Consider the following 19668-nt stretch of genomic DNA (forward strand, 5'->3'; position numbering starts at 1 on the left):
CACATGCCATGAATCGGGCATGTGCTTTTATTCATCATAGCGCTTCCGCATCGTTGATGACGGAAGGTTCATTTGTTCTCGGTATTTTGCAATGGTTCTTCGTGAGACGCGGATGCCAAAGGTTTGCTGAAGAAGGGTCATCAATTGTTGATCAGAGTACGGTTTTTTCTTGTTTTCCGTTCGGATGAGCTCTGCTATGTGTGTCTTGACGGTGTAGCTGGAAGCCTCCTCCAATGAATGACCTTCTAGTTTCGCTTGGAAAAATTGTTTCATTTCCATCAAACCGTACGGGGTTTGCACCATTTTCCCTTTCACTGTCCGGCTGACTGTCGACTCATGCACTTGTAATGTATCTGCGATATACTTCATAGTAAGCGGTTTCATTTTATGCTTCCCTGTGAGGAAAAAATCAGTTTGATGTAGGATAATTTCACGTACGACGTGTGACATTGTTTGTTTTCTCTGCTTCAACGCTTGAACAAGCCAATTGTACTGTTGCTCTTTTTCCTTTAAATACGCATATGCTTCATGCCGTTTTGACTCTTGGATCATAGCAAAGTAGCCTTCATTCATCTCAATGTCAGGAAAAGCACGTGGATTCAGCTCAAAAGCAATTTGATCCCGTTCAACTGTAATAAATACATCAGGCTCTATATACACATGCTGTTCTTCACAAGAGAAATCAAGACCAGGTCTTGGTTCTAATAGAGCAACTTCATCTTGTATGGCTTGCAATGTTTTCATAGAAACGCCTGTTTTTGTCGCAATCTCCTTCCAAGCCTTCCTTGCAAAAAGAGAGAAATGCTCTTCAATGATGAGCTCTGCTTCCTCCCAGCGCTGCTGTTTTCTCCTAAGTTGAAGAAGGATACACTCTTGCAATGATCTTGCCCCGATACCAGCAGGCTCTAGGGATTGAAGCTGATGTAGAACAGCCTCTACTTTTTCTGTCGAAACATCTAATACAGTAGCAATCTCATCAACCGATTCATGTAAATAACCATTTGAATCAATCGAATGTATCATAAATTGAAAGATTCTTTTATTCTTCTCACATAACTTCAAGTCAAGCGCCTGTCTTTTTAAATACATTGGCAAGCTTTCTTTTTGATGCGTCGTAAACGGCTCTGTCATTCGATCTTGTGCTCTTTTATGATAAACTGGTTGATAGCTGTCCGTGTCTTTCCGCTCAATCAGAGGGTTCTCAAGCGATAATTGATCAATATACTCACCTAGCTCTGCTCGATTTAATTGTAGCAGTGTAATGGCTTGCCTGAGGTCTTGTGTGAGCACATGCTTTAATACCTGCTCTTGGTGCAATTGAAGGCTCATTGTCTCCCCTCCCTCTCATCATTTTACATGAAGATTGACGGACCGTATATATGAAATAGGAGTGATTTCCGTGTCTGAACTTTTTTCTGTTCCATACTTTGTAGACAACTTGAAACAGCATATCGCCATGAACCAAGATGAGGACAAACTTCATGCGATGAATGCATATTATCGCTCAGTCGTGTCCACTCTTGTTCAGGATCAACTGACCAAGAATGCTGTCGTATTAAAACGTATTCAGCACCTTGACGAAGCCTATCAAAAGGTGAAAAAGGAAAATGGATGAATGAAAAAGACACCCCCTTTGTCAAAGGGGGTTTTTTGTGTTTAACAATCAAATGGAAAAGAGCTTGCGATGAAGCTGCTCATAAGAAGCAGCTTATCATGTGATGAAGTGTTTGTTTCGTAGGTATTGATGAAGACTGTCAATGACACGTTCTTGTTCTAACTCCGTCATGCCAGTCCCCGAAGGAAGACAAAGTCCTGTTTGAAATAACCATTCTGATTCAGGTTCATCTTCCTTTGCAGTATAAAATGGACATTCGCGAAAGAGCGGCTGCTGATGTAGTGGTTTCCATACACGCCTTGCTTCAATCTGTTCCTTTTCTAACGCATGAATGATGTCCACAGGATGAACATGTGTAGCACGGTCGATAGTGATCGTCGTCAGCCAGCGGTTGGATTTGGTTTCTGGATATTCCGGCATAAGACGAACGCCCTCTATCTCTGATAAAGCGTCCTTGTATCGCTCAAAAATCCGCCGCTTCTGTTCAACCCGTTCATCTAATACATTCATTTGGGCAATTCCGATTCCTGCCAATAAGTTGCTCATCCGATAATTATGCCCTACCTCTTGATGCATATAGTGCATGGCGGGCTCTCTTGCTTGTGACGCGAGAAATCGGCATCGTTCAATGGCGTCCTCATCGTCACTCACCAACATGCCGCCCCCTGACGTTGTAATGATTTTATTTCCATTAAAAGAATAAACCCCAAATCTGCCAATTGAGCCGCTTTGTCGTCCTTTATAAGTAGAACCTAAGGATTCTGCTGCATCTTCAATGATTGGGACATCGTAAGCCTCACAAAGTGCAACGATGTCATCCATTTTGGCACTTTGTCCATATAAATGAACGACAATGACAGCGCGAGGTCTTTTCCCCATCCGTTTCGCTTCAACAAAGGCTTTTTCCAAAGCGATGGGGCACATATTCCATGTCTCCTTTTCAGAATCAATAAAAACAGGCATCGCTTGTTCATATAAAATCGGATTTGCACTCGCAACAAAGGTCAACGTCGAACAAAACACGACATCCCCTTTTTGAATCCCTATTAGTTTTAACGCAAGATGGATGGCAGCTGTTCCAGAAGACAAAGCCGCCCCTGCCTTTACTCCTGCATAATCTGCTACAACTTGCTCAAACTCGTTGACGAGTGGACCTAGTGGCGCAATCCAATTGCTTTGGAAGGCTTCTTCTACTTTCAATCTTTCCTGTCCGCTCATATGAGGGGGAGATAAGTAGATCCGTTTTCTTTCAGTCATCATTTTCCACCTCTTTTTGATCTGTTATGTCAATCGCAGGTACCCCTACTGCGGTCTTCTGCGCTTGTATATCAGTGATCACTGCCGCTCCTGCACCGATGACACTCCACTTCCCAATGGATTTTCCAGGGATCACAACAGCACTTGCACCGACATGTGCACCTTCGTGTATAGATACGCCGCCGGTCAATACAGCGCCAGGGGATAGGTGAGCGAAGGGTGCCAGAAAGCAGTCATGCTCCACGATAGACCCTGTGTTGATAATCACATGTGCGCCAATCACTGCATCGGCTTGAACAACAGCCTTTGCCATCACAACACTCCCGAAGTCAATCTTGGCTGAAGGACTGATGATCGCTGTTGGATGAATGAGCTTGACATACTTTTTTTTAGATAATGACAGGCGTTCTTCAACCTGCAGCCTTGTCTTGTTCTGTCCGATGGCAATCACCCACTTTGCATCAGGCATTGATTCTCTTAGCTTCTCAGCCATTGAAATGGGTCCATAGAGAATCCCTTTCTGTGTAGTCTCTGCTTCAAACCGGTCGTCTAATATGGCATATAGCGTGTAATCTGGATGCACAAAAATAAGGTCTTGAATGACTTTGCTATGTCCACCTGCACCAATGATCACAATGGCTTGTTGATTACGTATCGGTTCCTTTAAATTTTTCTGCTGTAGCATGATGCGGCTGCTGCACCCCCTCTGTTTTCATCACTTTCGAGATGGTCATCCATAATATTTTCATGTCCAGCCAAAAGGATTGGTTCTCAACATACCAAATGTCATAGGCAAACTTCTCTTCCCAAGTAAGGGTGTTCCTCCCATTCACCTGTGCCCATCCTGTGATGCCCGGCTTCACAAGGTGTCGTCTCGCTTGCTCCTCTGTATACATAGGGAGATACTCCATCAAAAGTGGTCTTGGACCAACGAGACTGATCTCCCCCTTGAGTACGTTGATGAGCTGCGGCAATTCATCCAGACTAAGCTTGCGAATGAATGCACCTGTTTTGGTTAACCGGAGGTGATCTGGAAGCAGTTCGCCATTTACATCCCGTGCATCTGTCATCGTGCGAAATTTATAGAGCCTAAACGGTCGTCCGTAAAGACCAGGTCTTTCCTGCCGAAACAAGACAGGGGAACCGATTTTCCACTTAATCAATCCATAGATGAGAAGAAAAAGAAAACTGCCTGCGATGAGGAAAATGAGTGCCACGATCACATCTATCGTTCTTTTCATGATTGAATCTCCTTTTCACTCTAGCGGGAGACAGCTCGTTCAACTGTGGCTTGTTTCACCTTACGCATGAGCTGCAACCGCTCTTGTTTTGTTCCTGCAAATTGATACAAGTAACCCATATAAATGATGAAGCATAGACCGCCAATACAAAGTAGCTCCCACCACGAAGTCACTTGATACACCAACTGAATTCCAGCACATATCCCCCAAATCAACGAAGCGCCAATTAAGGGAACAAGTGTCTTTTTGTAAAAGACCGATGCTTTCTGTTTGGTGATCTTGGACGTATAAAATGGGAGAAACACGACATTTTTCATCAATAAAACGAAGGCTCCCGCACATGCAATGCCGTATAAACCGAGATGGAATGTATCGGTTAAGCCATAAGCAAATAGCACATTCGTACCGCCTAATACAAGCGTTACAACTGCTGGGACTTTAAATCGGTTAAAAGCTGTCGGCACATATGTCAGCGGTAAAAACATTAATGTTACACATAAATAACCGGCATGAATCATCAAAAGCCACTTGAACTCCTCATATGCTGGGCCAAGCCATAATTGCATGAGCGGTCCAGCAAGACCACCGAGAAGAGCGGCTGGAAACGCAACAAATAAGCCGCTCCACTTGATGGCTTTGGCGGCATATTGTACAAGTCCTTCTTCATCCTGATCCGAGTAAAACTTGGTGATGGTTGGCGCAAATACAACAGCGAGTGTGCCTGCGAGCGTTCGCAATAATAATGGAAATTGTAAAATGGCGGCGTATTGACCAGTGGCTTCGGCACCAATCAATAAGTTGGTCATCAATAAATCAATTTGTAAAAACAACAAAACGCCCATTTGCTCAAATGAATGCCATACCCCAGATTTCACTAGAGTGAGACTAGAAGAGAAAGAGACGTACCGCCATTTAAATGAAAACCAAGGAATTAGTTTCTTAAAATAATAGAGGGCAAACCCCATAGCCGCGATCGTGCCAATCACGGCTGCCAAAGGAATATGCCAAATCGTTGGTGTGGCGAAAGTAAACAGAAGCACGATACTGAGCGCCCTGCAAAACATCTGAATCGCCTGTCCAGCACTAGATAAATATAATTTATTCGCATAAAAAGGAGCAGCACCAATCCCTGACATGACAAAATTGAGCATAAATAAAAGACCCCCTAATATAAAGGCGATCTGTGTATCGTGTGTCAGATGAAGAGGCACATGCAACCAATCGACCAGCTGCCTAGACATGAAGAGGCACGCGAGAAATAGACTAATAGATAATAAAACGGCACTGACAAAATAAGAAGCGAGATAGCTCTGTGCCTTCTCCATCTCACCTTTATGAGCCACCACAGAAAAAAAACGCACGACGACGGCGCTTAATGATGCTGTAATGACCGATAAATAATTGATCATGTTTTGTGTCAGATGAATTAAGCCAAATGCTTCCACTCCAAGGGTATGCACAATGTAAGGTGTTAAACAAACAGACATGAGCATCATGAGGACAAACGTGATCAAGTTCGCGCTAATATTGTAAAAGAACGCACGGTTCATTGTGGTCGAACACAGCGGTTGAATGCTATCATCCCGCTTCCTCTCCTTTTCGAACACTTGTCTTAATATGATGCGTAATAGCACTTTTCACAGTTGCCTCATCCGGTTCTTTTAATAGTGTTAAAAACGGAAGATGTGAGACCCACTCATATCCTTCCATCACCTTATGGTCAAAGGATCTTAGTACAACGCACGGTGTCTTTGTAATCGCGCAAAAAATCATGCCATGTAATCGATCCGTCACCACGACTTCCGCTTGTCTTAACTGATTCCACAAAGACGTGAGTTCGTCTAAGCGAGTCGTTCGATCCACACGTTTACCAATCGTTGTGGTCATCAGACCTACTTTGTCATATGTCTCTTCTAACTGTTGCTGTAATGTCTGGCGCTGTGTTGGGGTGAGAAAAGCTTCCTTATCTTCCCGCAAGCAAAGCAAAATCCCTTCTCGCTTTTGCTCCTCATGTGTTTCATCTAACGTTAACACCATATCAGGCTGTTTCCACACATCTTTTTCAGGAAAATGGCGCTTCATCCATTCATATGTCGTTTGATCTCTTGCCATTAGTAGAAGACGAGGATGATTGGCATACGTTTGAATGGCGCGGCGTTCTTCCCTTTTCCCCTTTTTTGTTGCGGTAAAATGGGCAGTAGCGGGCAGCTGAATCATGGGATACGACTGGAAGGTTTTCATGATAAATTGTCTCGTCCATTCTTCATACCGGTATAAATCACCCATATTGCCTCCCCCAATGATACAGACGATATCTTCTGGATGGCGTGCACGTTTTAATGGGCGGGCAAGATGATACATCTCTCTCATATCCACTTCAATGATGTCGTAAGAAGGAAAATGTTCTTTTAAAAAACGATAGCTGGCGTAGGCAATCGCATGATCTCCCAAATTATCATGCGCCGGTAGCAACGTCAGAATGATTTTCTTTTGATCGCTTCGCACTGGAAGCGTGTGCCGGCTCATCCTATACTCTAGCGGATATTTCACCTTTAACAGAAGCCACTCTGCTACATGTGCCTTCAATTGCTGCAATGTCAATGTCATCACCCCTTATTTCCTAGTTTGGTATTCGATCCATTTCTGATAGCTTGAAGCTGCGGCAGAAAGTGGATAAATCATTTGATATCTTGCTAGAAACAAAATCATTCGCTTTTGCATGGTGAGCTTTGATAACTCAACGTGCTTGATCGCCTGCTGAAACGCCTCATGTGTCACCATTGTCCGAATGTGTTCAAGCTTCTGCCGGAAAGAGAGTGCGTTTTGGCTTTTCCATTCATTGAGCATGCAATGAAGCGTATGATTGACGATAAAAAAGTTCAGCGTCTTCTCATATGGCGCAAGATCATCATACGACTTCAAAAACAATCGCTGTGCACGATAAAACGTTAATCCATGTTGAAAATAATCCTTTTGATATCGCTGTACAATCGATGTCAGATGAACCCGGTAATAATAAAGAGGCTCATGTACAAAGGCAATTACATCTGATAAATAAAAACATCGCATCGTCACATACTGATCTTCAATATTCTCAAGCTCACCTCGCAAGGGAAAACGAATGCCGTGTTCCTCCATAAAAGCACGCCGATACAGCTTATTCCATGAGAACCCTGTTAACTCCCCATGTAATAACGCTTCTATTAAACTAGTATGATGGGCGGATTGATGTAACAAGAGATCCGTGGCAAGTGTACGCCTAGCTTGTTCGAACTGAATCCAGTACTCACTGATCACAAGATCTGCCCCTGTCATTTCGGCTTTTTGATATAAAGCTTCACAGTAGTTTGGTGCTAACATATCATCTGAATCAACAAAGGCGATATATGTGCCCGTTGCTTCTTCGATTCCCCGATTTCTCACAGCCCCTAACCCTTGGTTGACTTGATGTATCACCCGGAAGCGTTCATCTCGCGCAGCAAATGTTTCTAACAGCTCACCAGAATGATCCGTTGATCCATCATTGACGAGAATGACTTCTATATCTGAAAAGCTTTGCTCTGCAATAGATTGAAGGCACTGCTCTATATATTGGCTCGTATTATAAACTGCGACCAATAGACTAATTGCTGGCATTTCAGCATGCCCACCTTTCTACAAATCTACTTTGAAAAGATTGTTCTATAAGGTAAAACAGATGAATCAAATGGCATTAACATGATGCTGTACAAAATATAACAAACCGCAATTCCTACATATAAAAAGACATTCGATCGCTGATCAAAAATCCGTGTGAAATATGGTAGTAAAATGAGCTGATACAACCCAAAATAAATATGAAATCTCGCATAAATTACATCTTTTGTTGCAAGAATGCCGAATAAAAAACCTAGCAAACAAAAATTCACAATATAATCACTGTCTGGCGTCAGCTCTCGAAGCCTTTTTCGAAACAGAAAAGCCAGCAAAAGTGGCAAGATGAGCACCCCAATTTTCGTCACATTCATGCCATTCGTATTCGTTGTGAGCCACTCCTCATAATGACCGTAGGAACTGCCTTGAAGCATGACAACAAACACAGAGACAAAGCGATCATAAAGTGCTGTGAGTCCTAAGAAAACCATGCATAGTACAAGCATCATCCATGACCATGCCTTTGTTCTGACAATAAAATACACAGGGATCATGATGAGCGCAGATGAATGGAACAAAGAACAAACAAGAACAAGAGGAAAATACAATCTCCATTGGCCATTGATCACAAATCTGATGGCATAAAACAAGACCGCAGCGACCATATATTGACGAATGCCATTAAACGAAGCGTAATAATGAAAGGTACCAAGAAATAGCAGCATACTTAGCTCAAATGGCCGTCCATATCGAATCAGCGTCTTGATAATGAAAAAATAGGTGATCATCGCAACCGTGATATACATGAGTTGCGGCTCATGTGAAATTTGATTGAGCATCCACAAGATGAAGGTAAACCCCGGATCTGTTGCCGCCTTTTCCACACCGAACCCAAAAATATGCCACGGCTTTTCATAGTTCACGGAGAATTCATACATCTGTCCATAGGTCACAAAATCGGTTCCTACTTTATACCGAATACCAGCTACGATACTCAGAAATAAAAACGGAAAACATACAAGGATCTGATTAGGTCGCCAGCCGCTTTGAATGGTATCATCTCGTTTGCCATAAAACGCAGCAAAGCTCGACCATAAATAAACCATGATCATGTTCACCAAATAAACCGCCATCTGCCGTTCCTTCCTTACAATCCATATACATTCATCACACGCGTGATGTTTTGTTTCACATCAAATCCTCTTTTGGCAAGCTGAGCAGTAATGACTTCTTGTGGAGGCGATTCTGCTTGATAGACTTCAAGAATCTCTTCGACCCAATCAGCCTCTGGGGCTTCCAGCGATATTCGTGTAATCAGGCCGCAACCGAGATCAACTTCCTCAGTAATATGATCAGAAATCACACAAGGCAATCCAGATGCCTGGGCTTCAACTAATACAAGTGGAAGACCTTCAAACAAAGATGGCATGACAAACACATCAAATGCTTTCATATATTCCGGCACCTCTGATACCACCCCAGTAAAAAGGACATCATCTTTTAATCCTGCACGGATGACATTCGATTCGACTTCTTGCCTTAGCGGACCATCTCCCACCAGTACGAGTTGAAATGAAACCCCCTGTGCCTTTAATGTGTTAGCCAATTTGATTAAAAATGCATGATTTTTTTGCTGATGAAAGCGCCCGATATGACCAATAACCAGCTTTTTTTCGTGAAGGTTGAGCTGTTTTTTCATGTGTGCTCCCCTCTCTTGTCCTAACTGTTGAAACAAGTCCAAATCAATTCCATTTGGCAAAATGTCAACTCGACCGCTTCTCATCTTTTTCTGTCCAAATAAAAAGGCACCTGCATCTTCGCCACATGCCACAAGCCGTGTAGAAAAAGCGAAGATCAGCTGACGAAATCCTTTGAGCATCCATTGATCAAACCAGCTTGGAGACTGTTTCCAAGCGGTATTATGTGAATGACAAATGCGGACGCTGACACCCGCCAGTTTCGCAGCAAGCGCGGAAAATCCTGTTTGAAAATCCGTATGGGCATGTACCGCCTGATAAGGACCCGTTCGCTTGATCGTCTGTGACAATGTTTTCACAAAAGCCAATGGAGAGGTTTTTCCAATGCTCGGGACGTAAAAAATGCGACCACCAAGCTGACGAATTTCTTCATCGTAATCACATATGTCCTCACGGTGGGTAATGAAATCAAATTGGAGAGAACTCTTGTCGAGTGCACGATAGACGTTCATAATCATCGTCTCTGCTCCCCCGCGGTTCATACCGCCTACAATATGTAGCACGCGCTTTGGCTCACTCATCCCGACACGTCCTCCTTTTGAACCGTTGTCCGTAGCTTACGGTGGTGATAGAACTTCATGATCTTCGGTGACATGCAGGCCCGAATCATCGGCTTGAAGGTAAACAAATAATCAAGTGGCGACAATTTTAACCGCCAGCAAGCATTGAACACGAGCCATGCATTATCCATGGAATAACGGAACTTCCGACGCTGAAAAGCGGCTTCGTCCTCTCTCACAAAATATAAGGACTCTTGTAAATTAAAGCCTTTCAACCCGTTTTCAAAAAACCGTATCCATAAATCAATGTCTTCCATTCGTCTTGTCGCTTTCACTGAGCGATATCCATTTAATGCTTTGTACGCTGATGCTTTCATCATAATCGTCCCGTGACAAAAAGGAGTCCCTCTCGCCATCACCTTTCGAGTGGGCTCTGATGCAAGTGCACGGACGCCTTTTGTTCCCGCATCATCAAAAATTGTCATCGCCGTACCGACCACAGCATATTCAGGATGTGTTTCTAGAAATTCGACTTGTTTTGCTAATCGTGTCGATACCGATAAATCATCGCCATCTTGTCTGGCAATGAATTCACCCTTTGCCTCAGCCAGACAGCGATTTAAACTGGCAGCAAGTCTTTGGTTCTCTTTGTTTCGAATGAGGCGAATTTGATCTGGATAACGTGTTGCATAATGCAGCACTTTCTCGTAGGTGCCGTCTGTTGATGCATCATCACAGATAATGAGCTCCCAATATGAATACGTTTGTTGAATAATGGATTCAATGCTTTCTTCTACTGTGTCTTGACAATTGTATACGCCCATGATGACGGATACCTTTGGCTTACGCATGCTGTATCACCTTCTCTGTTTGATCCATATAGGCTCTATAAATACGAGCCATTTCACTGACTGCCTGCTCCCTTGAAAAGGAGTACGCCATGGAGCGACCGGCTTTTCCCATGAGATGGAGATCATGCTTTTTGTGATAAAGCTGATTCATATAATGAGCCAATCCACTCACATCATGTGGTTTGACTAAAAAACCATTTACCCCGTGCTTCACTAACTCACTGTGCCCTCTATTTTTAGTCGCAATCACCGGCTTTTCCGCTGACATGGCTTCGAGTAGATTCATGCCGAGTCCTTCCCTTTGACTAGTCGATACGCACACATCACATAATGTGATCCATTCCTCAATTTGTTTACAAAAACCAGCAAAGTGCACATGCTGTTCAAGGTTCAACTGACATACAAGCTTCTCATAGGCTTGCCGGCTTGCTCCTTCCCCCGCAAACACGATTTTCAAATTTGGAATCTGTCTACTCATCTGTACCCCCGCTTTGATGAGCATCGCTTGATTCTTATTGGCATTCAGCTCTCCAACACATAGCACAATAAAGTCATCTGCATTCAATCCATACTTGGCGCGAAGGCGCTCTTTTTCTTCATCTCCAGCCGGTGTAAAACGATTCATGTCCACCCCCATACCAGGGACATAATGGACTGCCGTCCGCTTTCCCGACAAACGATCCGCTCTTTTATGATCTTCTCCATTAATGGTGATCAGGGCGTCTGTATATTGTACGAGCCATTTCTCAATCGGATAGTAGCATAGCCACTTTTGTAGAGGCGCTCCATCCCAAAAGTGAAAACCATGTGCCGTATACAGAACCTTCGTCCCTCTCGCGCGAGATTGTTTTGATGCAAGTCTGCCAATCACACTCCCCATCGGCGTATGACAATGAATAATGTCATAATGCTGTCTCTCTAGCAGTTTTTTCAGCTCAACATAAGCGAGTCGATTGTGTACATGAAAAGGAGAGCGCTGAATAGGGATAGCGTAAGAGTGATCCACAAACGGCAGCTCTAGCTGACCATTCGCTGCGGTATGCACTTCCCATCCTTGTTCCTGAAACCAACGAAAATACGGAAGATGAAACGCTTTAAAGTGATAATCAACCGTTGCGAAAAACAAGACTTTTCTCTTCATTGGCTAGCGCCTCCTCTCTTTTCATCTGGTCATCTAATACATCATGAGACGCGATGGCCGCAAATAACGCTTGTCTCATCTGCTCATCGCTCATCATGTCAAACTCATGTATAAACCGGTTGAGCACATATGGATCTCCATCAAGTGCATGTCCGATATGAATCTTCGGGAAAATTTGTTCTTGTGCTCTTTCGTGCTGATTGAGTAACTCCTCATACATTTTTTCTCCTGGGCGAATCCCTGTAAAAATGATCGGAATCTGTTCTGTCGTGTAACCTGAAAGATGAATGAGGTTTTCAGCGAGGTCGACAATTTTGACTGGCTCCCCCATATCTAGGACAAAAATCTGTCGTCCGTTTGCAAGTGCACCTGCTTGAATGACGAGCCTAGATGCTTCTGGGATGGTCATAAAATATCTGGTCATGGCTGGGTGCGTCACAGTCACTGGTCCACCTTTTTCAATTTGCTTTTTAAAAATGGGGATGACGCTCCCCCGACTTCCAAGGACATTCCCAAAACGAACAGCGACAAATTTCGTATCACTGCTTATCCCCATTTGCATGATCAGCATTTCAGCAAATCGCTTTGTAGCCCCCATCACATTGGCAGGGTTGACGGCTTTGTCAGATGAGATGAGGACAAATGTTTCAACGCCGTGCAAATGTGCGGCTTCTGCCACATTTTTTGTCCCAATGATGTTATTTTTCACCGCTTCTTTCGGACTGATCTCCATGAGCGGGACATGCTTATGTGCCGCTGCATGATAGATCATATCCGGCTGAAAATGACCGACGATTTCACTCATTTTCTGTTTATCTTGAATATCCGCAATTTGTGGATATAAGCTGATGCTGTCTCCATATAATTCTTTCAGCTCTAGTAAAATAGAATGAATGCTAGATTCTCCATGACCCACAAGTACAATGGCTCGCGGGGCAAACACACAAATTTGACGACAGAGTTCTGATCCAATCGATCCACCTGCTCCTGTCACCATGATCGTCTTTCCCTTTAAATGGACAGATAGACGACTTGTATCTAATTGAATCGGCTCTCTTCCTAATAAATCTTCAGGCTGTACATCCCGTAATTGGTTGAGCGCATGGGTTCCTTTTAAGATCTGCTCCATTTCCGGCATAATTTGCGTTTTCACTCCTGTAGCTACACATTCCTTGTACAACCCTTTTAATGTGTGGCTGCTTTTGGACGGAATGGCAATGATAATCTTTTGAATATCCATCATCACCACAGCGGATTGAATCTTTTCTTTTCCACCAAGAACAGGCAGCCCCATGACTTCTAGCTTATGTTTCGTTTTATCGTCATCAATGAAGGCAACTGGCTCAATATGCACATCATCAGATTGCTGCAACTGGCGCACAATAATCGCCCCAGCAGAGCCTGCACCAATGATTAAAGCTCGCTCTTTTTCTTCTTGAAGTCGTTTCGCTCCATCATGGAATAACCTATAGGCCATGCGAGATGCACCGATGAATAATACATGGAATAACCAGACGATAAATAAGAAACGAAAAGGCCATGTCTGGACAAAGAGATACAGCATGGAGATAGAAAATAAAAAAGAACACACAAATGTCTTCATTAAAGAAAATAACTCTCTCACACCTGTATAAGCCCATACTTGCTTATACACATGGAATATATGTGAAAACAAATGATGCCCAATGAGCAAGCTAAGTGAAGAAATGACCAGCATTTCAAATGTATATACTGTTAAAGCTGCCTCTTGAACAAATTGGAACCCAAAAAAGACAGCGACTAAAATCAGATATGAATCTAGTGCCACGATGATTGATAATCTTTGGGCGTAAGTCAACGCTCCTCCCCCTTTTCAACATCACTATACTTACTTAAAATGGGCATCAAACCCGTCCTCACATCCCACCATTGATGACAAGCATCTAAGGCATTTCACATGCCCACAGCAGAATCGAGTGCCTCCATTGTTAAAGATTAGGAGACATCACCTATCATTCTCTTTAATACATATACATTCGTCCCTTTTTCTCTTTCCTTCCATTTAACATCGCACCAAGTAATTTACTTGTCGTTCCTTCTAGCATCTCTTTTGATTTCTTCACAGCCGCAATCTTTGTTTGACCGCTTAACACGACAAGGATGCTTCCATCCGTCCGATTCGCCAATATTTTGGCATCAGCAACCGGTAAGAGTGGTGTGGAATCAACAATGACCATGTCGTACTGCTGTTCAATTTCATAAAATAACTGTTTCATCACAGAAGAAGAAAGCAATTCAGCCGGATTCGGTGGAATGGTTCCGCTCGGAAGCAGCTCTAAATGCTCAATCGGTGTAGGCAAAATGGCTTCTTCTAACGTGCAATTATTTAAGAGAACATTGGTCAAACCAGTATGATGACTCAAGTCAAAGTATTCATGGAGTGTCGGTTTTCGTAAATCCGCATCCATGAGCAGTACCTTCTTATTCTGCTGTGCAAAAACAGCTGCTAAATTCGCAGCCGTAAATGATTTCCCTTCCTTCGGTAAGGAGGATGTGACTAATATGGACTTCAATCTTGTTTGAATCGATGTGAATTCAATGTTCGTACGGATCGTGCGAAATTGTTCAGCAATGACAGAATGAGGATTTAAGACAGAAATATAGGATAAATCTCTCTTTTCTCGTTTCTTTCTCTTAAAGATCAATATTCTGACCTCCCGTTATGACGGAGTGCTTGTCTTTTTTTCGTTTCTTGTCGACTTGCAATTGATACACACTGCCGAGCGAAGGCAATCCGATGTCTTCCCTGATTTGATGTGTTCGTTTTACCGTATCATCTAGTAGATTCATGAAGAAAATGAGTGTCAGTCCCCCTAATAAAGAGGCACCTAATGCTAGAATGATATGCACAAATTTCCTTGAATTAATGAGAACCGTATTTGATTGTTTGGCTTCAGACAAAACATTAATGCGATCCATATTCATGGTTTTTTTGATTTCCTCTTGAAGCACCTCTGTCGCCGTATTAGCGATAGCTACTGCCTTCTCACGATCTTCATCCTGTACAGAAATATTTATGACCTCAGACTCATTTTCCGTACTTGTGGCAATTTTGTGTTTGAGCCCTTCCGCAGATTCTGTGAGATTCAGTGTTTCTTTTACTTTTTCAATGACAATTGGACTTTTCAGCAAGACTTGAAAGGTACGTGTATATTGAAGGTTCATCTGGATATCATTTAAATTCGCTTGTGCGTCGTTGGTTCGTTTATGAACAAGAATTTGAGTGGTCGCCTGATATACAGGAGTTGAGACATAGAACTGATAGTAGGCTGAAATGCCCGTTACGATCAGGACAATCAGGATCAGAAGGGCTATTTTCTCTTTTACAACAGAAAACAGCTGCTTAAAACCTATATTCTCATTCATAGATACCTCCCGATTTCATCATAAAAAGGTTATATATGGTTTCTTTTTGTTAATGATTGGATTATAAAAGATAATACCCGCAAAGAAAAATGTCATAATAGGTCTTATAGTTCTTTTTAGAGAACAAAATCGTTCGTTTTCTTTTGTTTACTTCCTGTTTCTTACGTTTTTGAATTTTATAAAGAACAGTTTATTTCTTATAATGAACGAAAAGGTCGTAGAACTATTCGCCGGGGAGAAGGGAGATCATATATAGAATGATAGGAAAGGTGATTCGTATTTATCGAAAGAGGAAGGGATACTCCATTCAACAACTGGCTGAAGATGCCCATGTCTCTAAATCGTATTTGAGTAAAATTGAGCGTGGTGTGCACCGAAATCCATCAGTCCAGTTTTTAAAAAAAGTATCTTCTTCATTAGAAATTGATTTACAGGAACTGTTTGATGCCGAGACGATGATGTTTCATTCCTCTGATGGAGAACAGGAATGGCGGGAGCACGTCGTCAATGCCGTCCAATCTGGCATGCCAAAGGAAGAGCTGTATCAGCTGCTCCAAACCTTTCGAAAGGAGCAGGAAGAAAAGACGTTACATGTCACCCATCGAAAGCTGACCGATTCTAACATAACAGAATGGAAGCAACTCATGAGTGAAGCGAAGGCCATTGGCTTATCCATTGAAGAAGTAAGGGCTTTTCTCAATTTCCACGGGTGAGCCCCCTTTAGTCGTCACAACTTTGCGGGGAGAGCTATCAGCTGATGGCTCGAAGAAAAAGAGCCTTTGATTCTAAAAGGCTCTGTTTTCTCTTATTCTTCTTTCTTTGTTCTTGCTTTTTTCGTAATATCATTGTTTTTCCAATAGGCCCAGAGTGATGTGATGCCCAGGAAGGCTAATGTAATGAATTGCTGAACACCTTCTTCATCAATAGGAATGGGGCTCTTTCCCGCAGCCGTTAGCGCACTGTTAACGAGTGCCAATAAGAGCAACGCAAGTCTTGCGATCGTACCAGCACTAATTTTTTCAACCTTCAACTGTCTCCCCTCCCTTTTCCCTTCATGCGGGTGATACTGCTCGTTCCTCTCATATGTATGCAACCTTCAAATAAATAGAAGAAAAAATCAAAAAAGACATCATTCCGTGTAGGAATCATGTCTTCATGAACAGATATGTTATTTAGAAAACATCTCTTTTGCTTCATCCATTGCCATTTGATTACCTAATGCTGAGTAATCGAGCCATGGCTGATCAGCGATTGGATAAACTTGATTCTTCTTCACAGCCTTTAAGCCTTTCCAAATAGGTGTCTGCTCTAACTGCTTGAATGCTTGCTGCGCTTTGTCATCACGGTTGACGACAACAAAGATGGCATCCGCATCAAAGTCAGGAAGAACCTCTTGAGAAATCACTTCAAATGGACGTTGACTGTCAAGTTTCTTCACCCCATCGACAGGTGTAAGCCCTAGATCCTTGAATAAAATAGGCCCCATCGGACGCTTCATACTAAATACACGAAGTTCCTTTGCTGTCACACGAATGGCCATTACTTTTCCATTCCCAATCTTGTTTTGAATAAGTGATTTTACTTCTTTTGCTTCCTGATCATAATGCTGAATAAATTGATCCGCTTCCTTTTCTTTATTGACGTGTTTTGCGATTTTTTTCAAGTGATCACGCCACGTACCTTCATTCAAATTGAACACTTCTGTTTTAGCAATTTTCTTGTATTTCGACAGGTCTTGTCCTGCTAGATCTTGATCTACATAGATCACATCTGGTTCCAAAGCAAGTAGTGACTCCATATCTGGATCAGCTGCAATGCCCAGCTTTTTCGTGTTCTTCAACTGTTCTTTTGCATGTGGGAGAAAGTCTTTTAGTTCCCCTCCAACAACTGAGCCAGTTGGCTTTATCCCAAGTGCTAATAGGTTATTCGTTAAATGAATAGATAAGGAAGCAATCTTAGGTGTTTCTGGATCATTTTCGTTTGCCTTTTTCTTTGTTTCTTGTTGACCACAAGCAGCCAGAATCAAGAAACTGATCGTAAGAACAAAAATAAGTAATTTTTTCATATGAGATTCCTCTTTCATTTTTATTTCGTTTTGGTCAGTAAATAGAGAAAATATGGTGCACCAATAAAGGCAACTACAACACCCGCTGGGATGGCATTTGGTGCAAATAAAGAGCGTCCAATGGTATCAGCACTTACCAAAATCAACAGACCTAGAAGTGCACTAACAGGTAAAAAATATTGATGCAAAGAACCGACAAGCCGCCTTGCCAAATGAGGGGCAACAAGGCCAATAAAGCCAATACCGCCTGTCATTGACACACTCGCACTCGCTAAACCGACAGCTAAAGTGAGCAAATAGAGCCGTTTACGCTGGACGCGCACACCTACACTTGAAGCGACGGCATCGCCTAACGTCAAAGCATTGAGCGCCCTCGACTGGATGAACGTCAATGGCACAAGGCACACAATCCACGGTAACAGCGCCAACACATGTATCCAGTCTCTTCCCCACACGTTTCCAACCAGCCACCTCGAAGCAAATGTGTATGTATCTTCGTCTAGCTTCAGTGATAAAAACAAGGTCAGTGCACTAAAACCCGCAGCGACAGCAATCCCCACTAAGATCAGACGGATAGGGACAAGACCGCGATGCCGGTCATATGCAAGGAGCACAATCATCGCCGCCGCTAACAGTCCACCCGCAAAGGTAAAGAGCGGAATGAGAAGAGATGGATTCCCTTCAAGTGATTGAAAGAACGAGACAAATATGATTAAGCCAAATGCTGCGCCTGCATTCAATCCGATAATCCCTGGATCAGCCAACGAATTGCGCGTTAAACTTTGCAAAATGCCTCCTGCTACGCCAAGACCAATTCCTGCTAGCATGGTTACGACAATTCGTGGCAGGCGGTAGTCAAATAGCACAGTCTCACTTCGAAAATCTCCAAAGCCAAATAAGGTTTTGACGACAATCATTGGACTAAGTTTCAGTGTGCCGGTATTCAAACTATAGAGCACCACAGCTGCACTTAAGCTAAGTAAAACGACTGTCACAACAAGAGCACGTTGCCTCTCCTTCATGACAGGCTCCTCCCTTCTTTTCTGGCAATGTATAAGAAGAAAGGAACACCGACAAGGGCCACCATTACACCGATGGCAAGCTCTCTTGGTGGATTGACCGTTCGACTGGCGAGATCAGCCAACACAAGCAGCACAGCACCTAAAATCGCTGACATGGGAATGATCAAACGAGTATCCACCCCAACCAATTTGCGGGCGATATGCGGAATGACAAGACCAACAAACCCAATCGATCCAACGGCAGACACAGAAACACCTGCTAAAATGACTGCTGCTGCCATGCCAAGAATTCGCACTTTTCTTGTCCGCACACCTAAATTCGCCGCCACATCTTCACCAAGAGAGAGTAGCGATAGTGATCGCCCTAATAACATCGCCCATGTGAAGGCAATGAGAATGACCGGTGCGAGTACCATCAAATGTGGCCATTTGACACCAGCTACTCCGCCTGCATACCAAAAAGCAAGGTCCTGACTCAAGTCAAAATAGATGGCAATTCCAGAACTGAGCGCATGGAGAAAGGCTGCAACAACTGCGCCCGCAACCGTTAATCGAAGCGGTGTGAGCATACCACCTGCCGTCCCAATTGCAAAGATGAGCAGCGTACTCAATACCGCACCAATAAAGGAAAAAAACATTAAGGCTGAATAAGGGATGTGAGGGAAGAAAGCAAAGCAAAGAGCGACTACAAACATCGCACCGCCATTGATGCCTAGAATCCCCGCATCCGCAAGTGGGTTTCTTGTGATAGCTTGCATGAGTGCACCTGCGACAGCAAAAGCCGCGCCAACAAGTGCTGCACCAATCACACGAGGCAACCTTAATTCATGAATAATCTGCTGTTCTGTCACGTCTGACTGGTAATCGAACACAGCACTCCAGACTGTTTGCAGAGATAATGCCTTTGCCCCATAGGAAATGGCAAAAAACATGGAGATCAGCAAACCAATGATGGCGAAAAAAAAGAGCAAAAAGAACAATATAGATGAAAGTCGTTTTTGTTGATGTGTTCGCTTATCCTGCAAAATCTGTGTCATCCTTTTCTTCATTCGAAGTCATTGAAAATGAGAATCATAATCAATAAAGATTATAGTCATCATCCATTGAAAAATCAATGTAACGCCTATTTTTTAAATTATTTAATTCGGAAAAACCTCATTCTTTTGTCCTATTTTTCTTCA

The 19668-nt window shown here is 43.0% G+C and carries 20 protein-coding genes; 2 read left to right on the top strand and 18 right to left on the bottom strand.

Translation table 11 applies throughout. The annotated features are described in order from the left end of the window. Positions 1-27: 27 nt before the first annotated feature. Entirely contained in the window at positions 28-1329 is a 1302-nt protein-coding gene (gene rpoN, locus AB1K80_RS06630) for an RNA polymerase factor sigma-54 (RefSeq protein ID WP_412855827.1), read from the bottom strand. A 70-nt stretch (positions 1330-1399) separates the two neighbouring features. Here rpoN and yvfG point away from each other — a divergent pair, with 70 nt between their 5' ends. Then, positions 1400-1615, top strand: a complete 216-nt coding sequence (gene yvfG, locus AB1K80_RS06635; protein ID WP_412855828.1) for a protein YvfG — start codon at positions 1400-1402, stop codon at positions 1613-1615. Between the two features lie 96 nt (positions 1616-1711). Here yvfG and AB1K80_RS06640 read toward each other — a convergent pair whose 3' ends face one another. From AB1K80_RS06640 to AB1K80_RS06700, 13 genes are all read right to left on the bottom strand, one after another. After that, the gene (locus tag AB1K80_RS06640) at positions 1712-2872 is read right to left on the bottom strand and encodes a DegT/DnrJ/EryC1/StrS family aminotransferase (protein ID WP_412855829.1); all 1161 of its coding nucleotides are present in this window, start codon (positions 2870-2872) and stop codon (positions 1712-1714) included. After that, positions 2865-3557: an acetyltransferase gene (locus AB1K80_RS06645; RefSeq protein WP_412855830.1), complete on the bottom strand. Its 693-nt coding sequence runs from the start codon at positions 3555-3557 to the stop codon at positions 2865-2867. Before AB1K80_RS06645 ends, AB1K80_RS06640 begins: the two co-directional genes overlap by 8 nt. Then, positions 3520-4113 carry a sugar transferase gene (locus tag AB1K80_RS06650; RefSeq protein ID WP_412855831.1) on the bottom strand — a complete coding sequence of 198 codons (594 nt, stop codon included), beginning with the start codon at positions 4111-4113 and terminating at the stop codon, positions 3520-3522. Before AB1K80_RS06650 ends, AB1K80_RS06645 begins: the two co-directional genes overlap by 38 nt. Before the next feature lie 20 nt (positions 4114-4133). Next, positions 4134-5663: an MATE family efflux transporter gene (locus AB1K80_RS06655; protein ID WP_412855907.1), complete on the bottom strand. Its 1530-nt coding sequence runs from the start codon at positions 5661-5663 to the stop codon at positions 4134-4136. A 28-nt stretch (positions 5664-5691) separates the two neighbouring features. Beyond that, positions 5692-6720, bottom strand: a complete 1029-nt coding sequence (locus AB1K80_RS06660; protein WP_412855832.1) for a polysaccharide pyruvyl transferase family protein — start codon at positions 6718-6720, stop codon at positions 5692-5694. Between the two features lie 6 nt (positions 6721-6726). Next, positions 6727-7749, bottom strand: a complete 1023-nt coding sequence (locus tag AB1K80_RS06665; RefSeq protein WP_412855833.1) for a glycosyltransferase family 2 protein — start codon at positions 7747-7749, stop codon at positions 6727-6729. A 26-nt stretch (positions 7750-7775) separates the two neighbouring features. Next, on the bottom strand, positions 7776-8879 hold the full coding sequence (locus tag AB1K80_RS06670; RefSeq protein WP_412855834.1) for an EpsG family protein: 1104 nt from the start codon (positions 8877-8879) through the stop codon (positions 7776-7778). A gap of 14 nt (positions 8880-8893) precedes the next feature. Next, positions 8894-10024, bottom strand: a complete 1131-nt coding sequence (locus tag AB1K80_RS06675; RefSeq protein ID WP_412855835.1) for a glycosyltransferase family 1 protein — start codon at positions 10022-10024, stop codon at positions 8894-8896. Then, complete coding sequence (locus AB1K80_RS06680) at positions 10021-10854, bottom strand: glycosyltransferase family 2 protein (RefSeq protein ID WP_412855836.1); 834 nt, start codon at positions 10852-10854, stop codon at positions 10021-10023. The genes AB1K80_RS06675 and AB1K80_RS06680 overlap by 4 nt, the downstream gene beginning before the upstream one ends. Next, positions 10847-11995: a glycosyltransferase family 4 protein gene (locus AB1K80_RS06685; protein WP_412855837.1), complete on the bottom strand. Its 1149-nt coding sequence runs from the start codon at positions 11993-11995 to the stop codon at positions 10847-10849. Before AB1K80_RS06685 ends, AB1K80_RS06680 begins: the two co-directional genes overlap by 8 nt. Then, entirely contained in the window at positions 11961-13832 is a 1872-nt protein-coding gene (locus AB1K80_RS06690; RefSeq protein WP_412855838.1) for a polysaccharide biosynthesis protein, read from the bottom strand. The genes AB1K80_RS06685 and AB1K80_RS06690 overlap by 35 nt, the downstream gene beginning before the upstream one ends. A 163-nt stretch (positions 13833-13995) precedes the next feature. Next, positions 13996-14679 carry a CpsD/CapB family tyrosine-protein kinase gene (locus tag AB1K80_RS06695; RefSeq protein WP_412855839.1) on the bottom strand — a complete coding sequence of 228 codons (684 nt, stop codon included), beginning with the start codon at positions 14677-14679 and terminating at the stop codon, positions 13996-13998. After that, positions 14669-15400: a YveK family protein gene (locus tag AB1K80_RS06700; RefSeq protein WP_412855840.1), complete on the bottom strand. Its 732-nt coding sequence runs from the start codon at positions 15398-15400 to the stop codon at positions 14669-14671. Before AB1K80_RS06700 ends, AB1K80_RS06695 begins: the two co-directional genes overlap by 11 nt. A 257-nt stretch (positions 15401-15657) precedes the next feature. On the opposite strand from AB1K80_RS06700, the gene slrR reads away from it, so the two are divergent. Next, positions 15658-16113 (top strand): HTH-type transcriptional regulator SlrR, encoded by a 456-nt coding sequence (slrR, locus tag AB1K80_RS06705; protein ID WP_412855841.1) that lies wholly within the window; start codon positions 15658-15660, stop codon positions 16111-16113. A 92-nt stretch (positions 16114-16205) separates the two neighbouring features. Here slrR and AB1K80_RS06710 read toward each other — a convergent pair whose 3' ends face one another. The 4 genes from AB1K80_RS06710 to AB1K80_RS06725 form a co-directional block, all read right to left on the bottom strand. After that, a complete protein-coding gene (locus AB1K80_RS06710) occupies positions 16206-16430 on the bottom strand; it encodes a phage holin (protein WP_412855842.1) in 225 nt (74 codons plus the stop codon). Positions 16431-16568: 138 nt separating this feature from the next. Then, positions 16569-17465, bottom strand: coding sequence for an iron-hydroxamate ABC transporter substrate-binding protein (locus AB1K80_RS06715; RefSeq protein ID WP_412855843.1), 897 nt, complete (start codon positions 17463-17465; stop codon positions 16569-16571). A 20-nt stretch (positions 17466-17485) separates the two neighbouring features. Continuing rightward, positions 17486-18487 carry a FecCD family ABC transporter permease gene (locus AB1K80_RS06720; RefSeq protein ID WP_412855844.1) on the bottom strand — a complete coding sequence of 334 codons (1002 nt, stop codon included), beginning with the start codon at positions 18485-18487 and terminating at the stop codon, positions 17486-17488. Next, positions 18484-19512, bottom strand: coding sequence for a FecCD family ABC transporter permease (locus AB1K80_RS06725; RefSeq protein ID WP_412855845.1), 1029 nt, complete (start codon positions 19510-19512; stop codon positions 18484-18486). The genes AB1K80_RS06720 and AB1K80_RS06725 overlap by 4 nt, the downstream gene beginning before the upstream one ends. Between the last annotated feature and the right edge of the window lie 156 nt (positions 19513-19668).

The organism is Bacillus sp. 179-C3.3 HS, assembly GCF_047229225.1.
Lineage (GTDB): Bacteria > Bacillota > Bacilli > Bacillales > Bacillaceae > Bacillus.

Excerpts from the sequence above, each read along its gene's own strand:
- rpoN (WP_412855827.1), bottom strand. The coding sequence starts at position 1,329 with ATGAGCCTTCAATTGCACCAAGAGCAGGTATTAAAGCATGTGCTCACA.
- AB1K80_RS06640 (WP_412855829.1), bottom strand. The coding sequence starts at position 2,872 with ATGACTGAAAGAAAACGGATCTACTTATCTCCCCCTCATATGAGCGGA.
- AB1K80_RS06645 (WP_412855830.1), bottom strand. The coding sequence starts at position 3,557 with ATGCTACAGCAGAAAAATTTAAAGGAACCGATACGTAATCAACAAGCC.
- AB1K80_RS06650 (WP_412855831.1), bottom strand. The coding sequence starts at position 4,113 with ATGAAAAGAACGATAGATGTGATCGTGGCACTCATTTTCCTCATCGCA.
- AB1K80_RS06655 (WP_412855907.1), bottom strand. The coding sequence starts at position 5,663 with ATGAACCGTGCGTTCTTTTACAATATTAGCGCGAACTTGATCACGTTT.
- AB1K80_RS06660 (WP_412855832.1), bottom strand. The coding sequence starts at position 6,720 with ATGACATTGACATTGCAGCAATTGAAGGCACATGTAGCAGAGTGGCTT.
- AB1K80_RS06665 (WP_412855833.1), bottom strand. The coding sequence starts at position 7,749 with ATGCCAGCAATTAGTCTATTGGTCGCAGTTTATAATACGAGCCAATAT.
- AB1K80_RS06670 (WP_412855834.1), bottom strand. The coding sequence starts at position 8,879 with ATGGCGGTTTATTTGGTGAACATGATCATGGTTTATTTATGGTCGAGC.
- AB1K80_RS06675 (WP_412855835.1), bottom strand. The coding sequence starts at position 10,024 with ATGAGTGAGCCAAAGCGCGTGCTACATATTGTAGGCGGTATGAACCGC.
- AB1K80_RS06680 (WP_412855836.1), bottom strand. The coding sequence starts at position 10,854 with ATGCGTAAGCCAAAGGTATCCGTCATCATGGGCGTATACAATTGTCAA.
- AB1K80_RS06685 (WP_412855837.1), bottom strand. The coding sequence starts at position 11,995 with ATGAAGAGAAAAGTCTTGTTTTTCGCAACGGTTGATTATCACTTTAAA.
- AB1K80_RS06700 (WP_412855840.1), bottom strand. The coding sequence starts at position 15,400 with ATGAATGAGAATATAGGTTTTAAGCAGCTGTTTTCTGTTGTAAAAGAG.
- slrR (WP_412855841.1), top strand. The coding sequence starts at position 15,658 with ATGATAGGAAAGGTGATTCGTATTTATCGAAAGAGGAAGGGATACTCC.
- AB1K80_RS06715 (WP_412855843.1), bottom strand. The coding sequence starts at position 17,465 with ATGAAAAAATTACTTATTTTTGTTCTTACGATCAGTTTCTTGATTCTG.
- AB1K80_RS06720 (WP_412855844.1), bottom strand. The coding sequence starts at position 18,487 with ATGAAGGAGAGGCAACGTGCTCTTGTTGTGACAGTCGTTTTACTTAGC.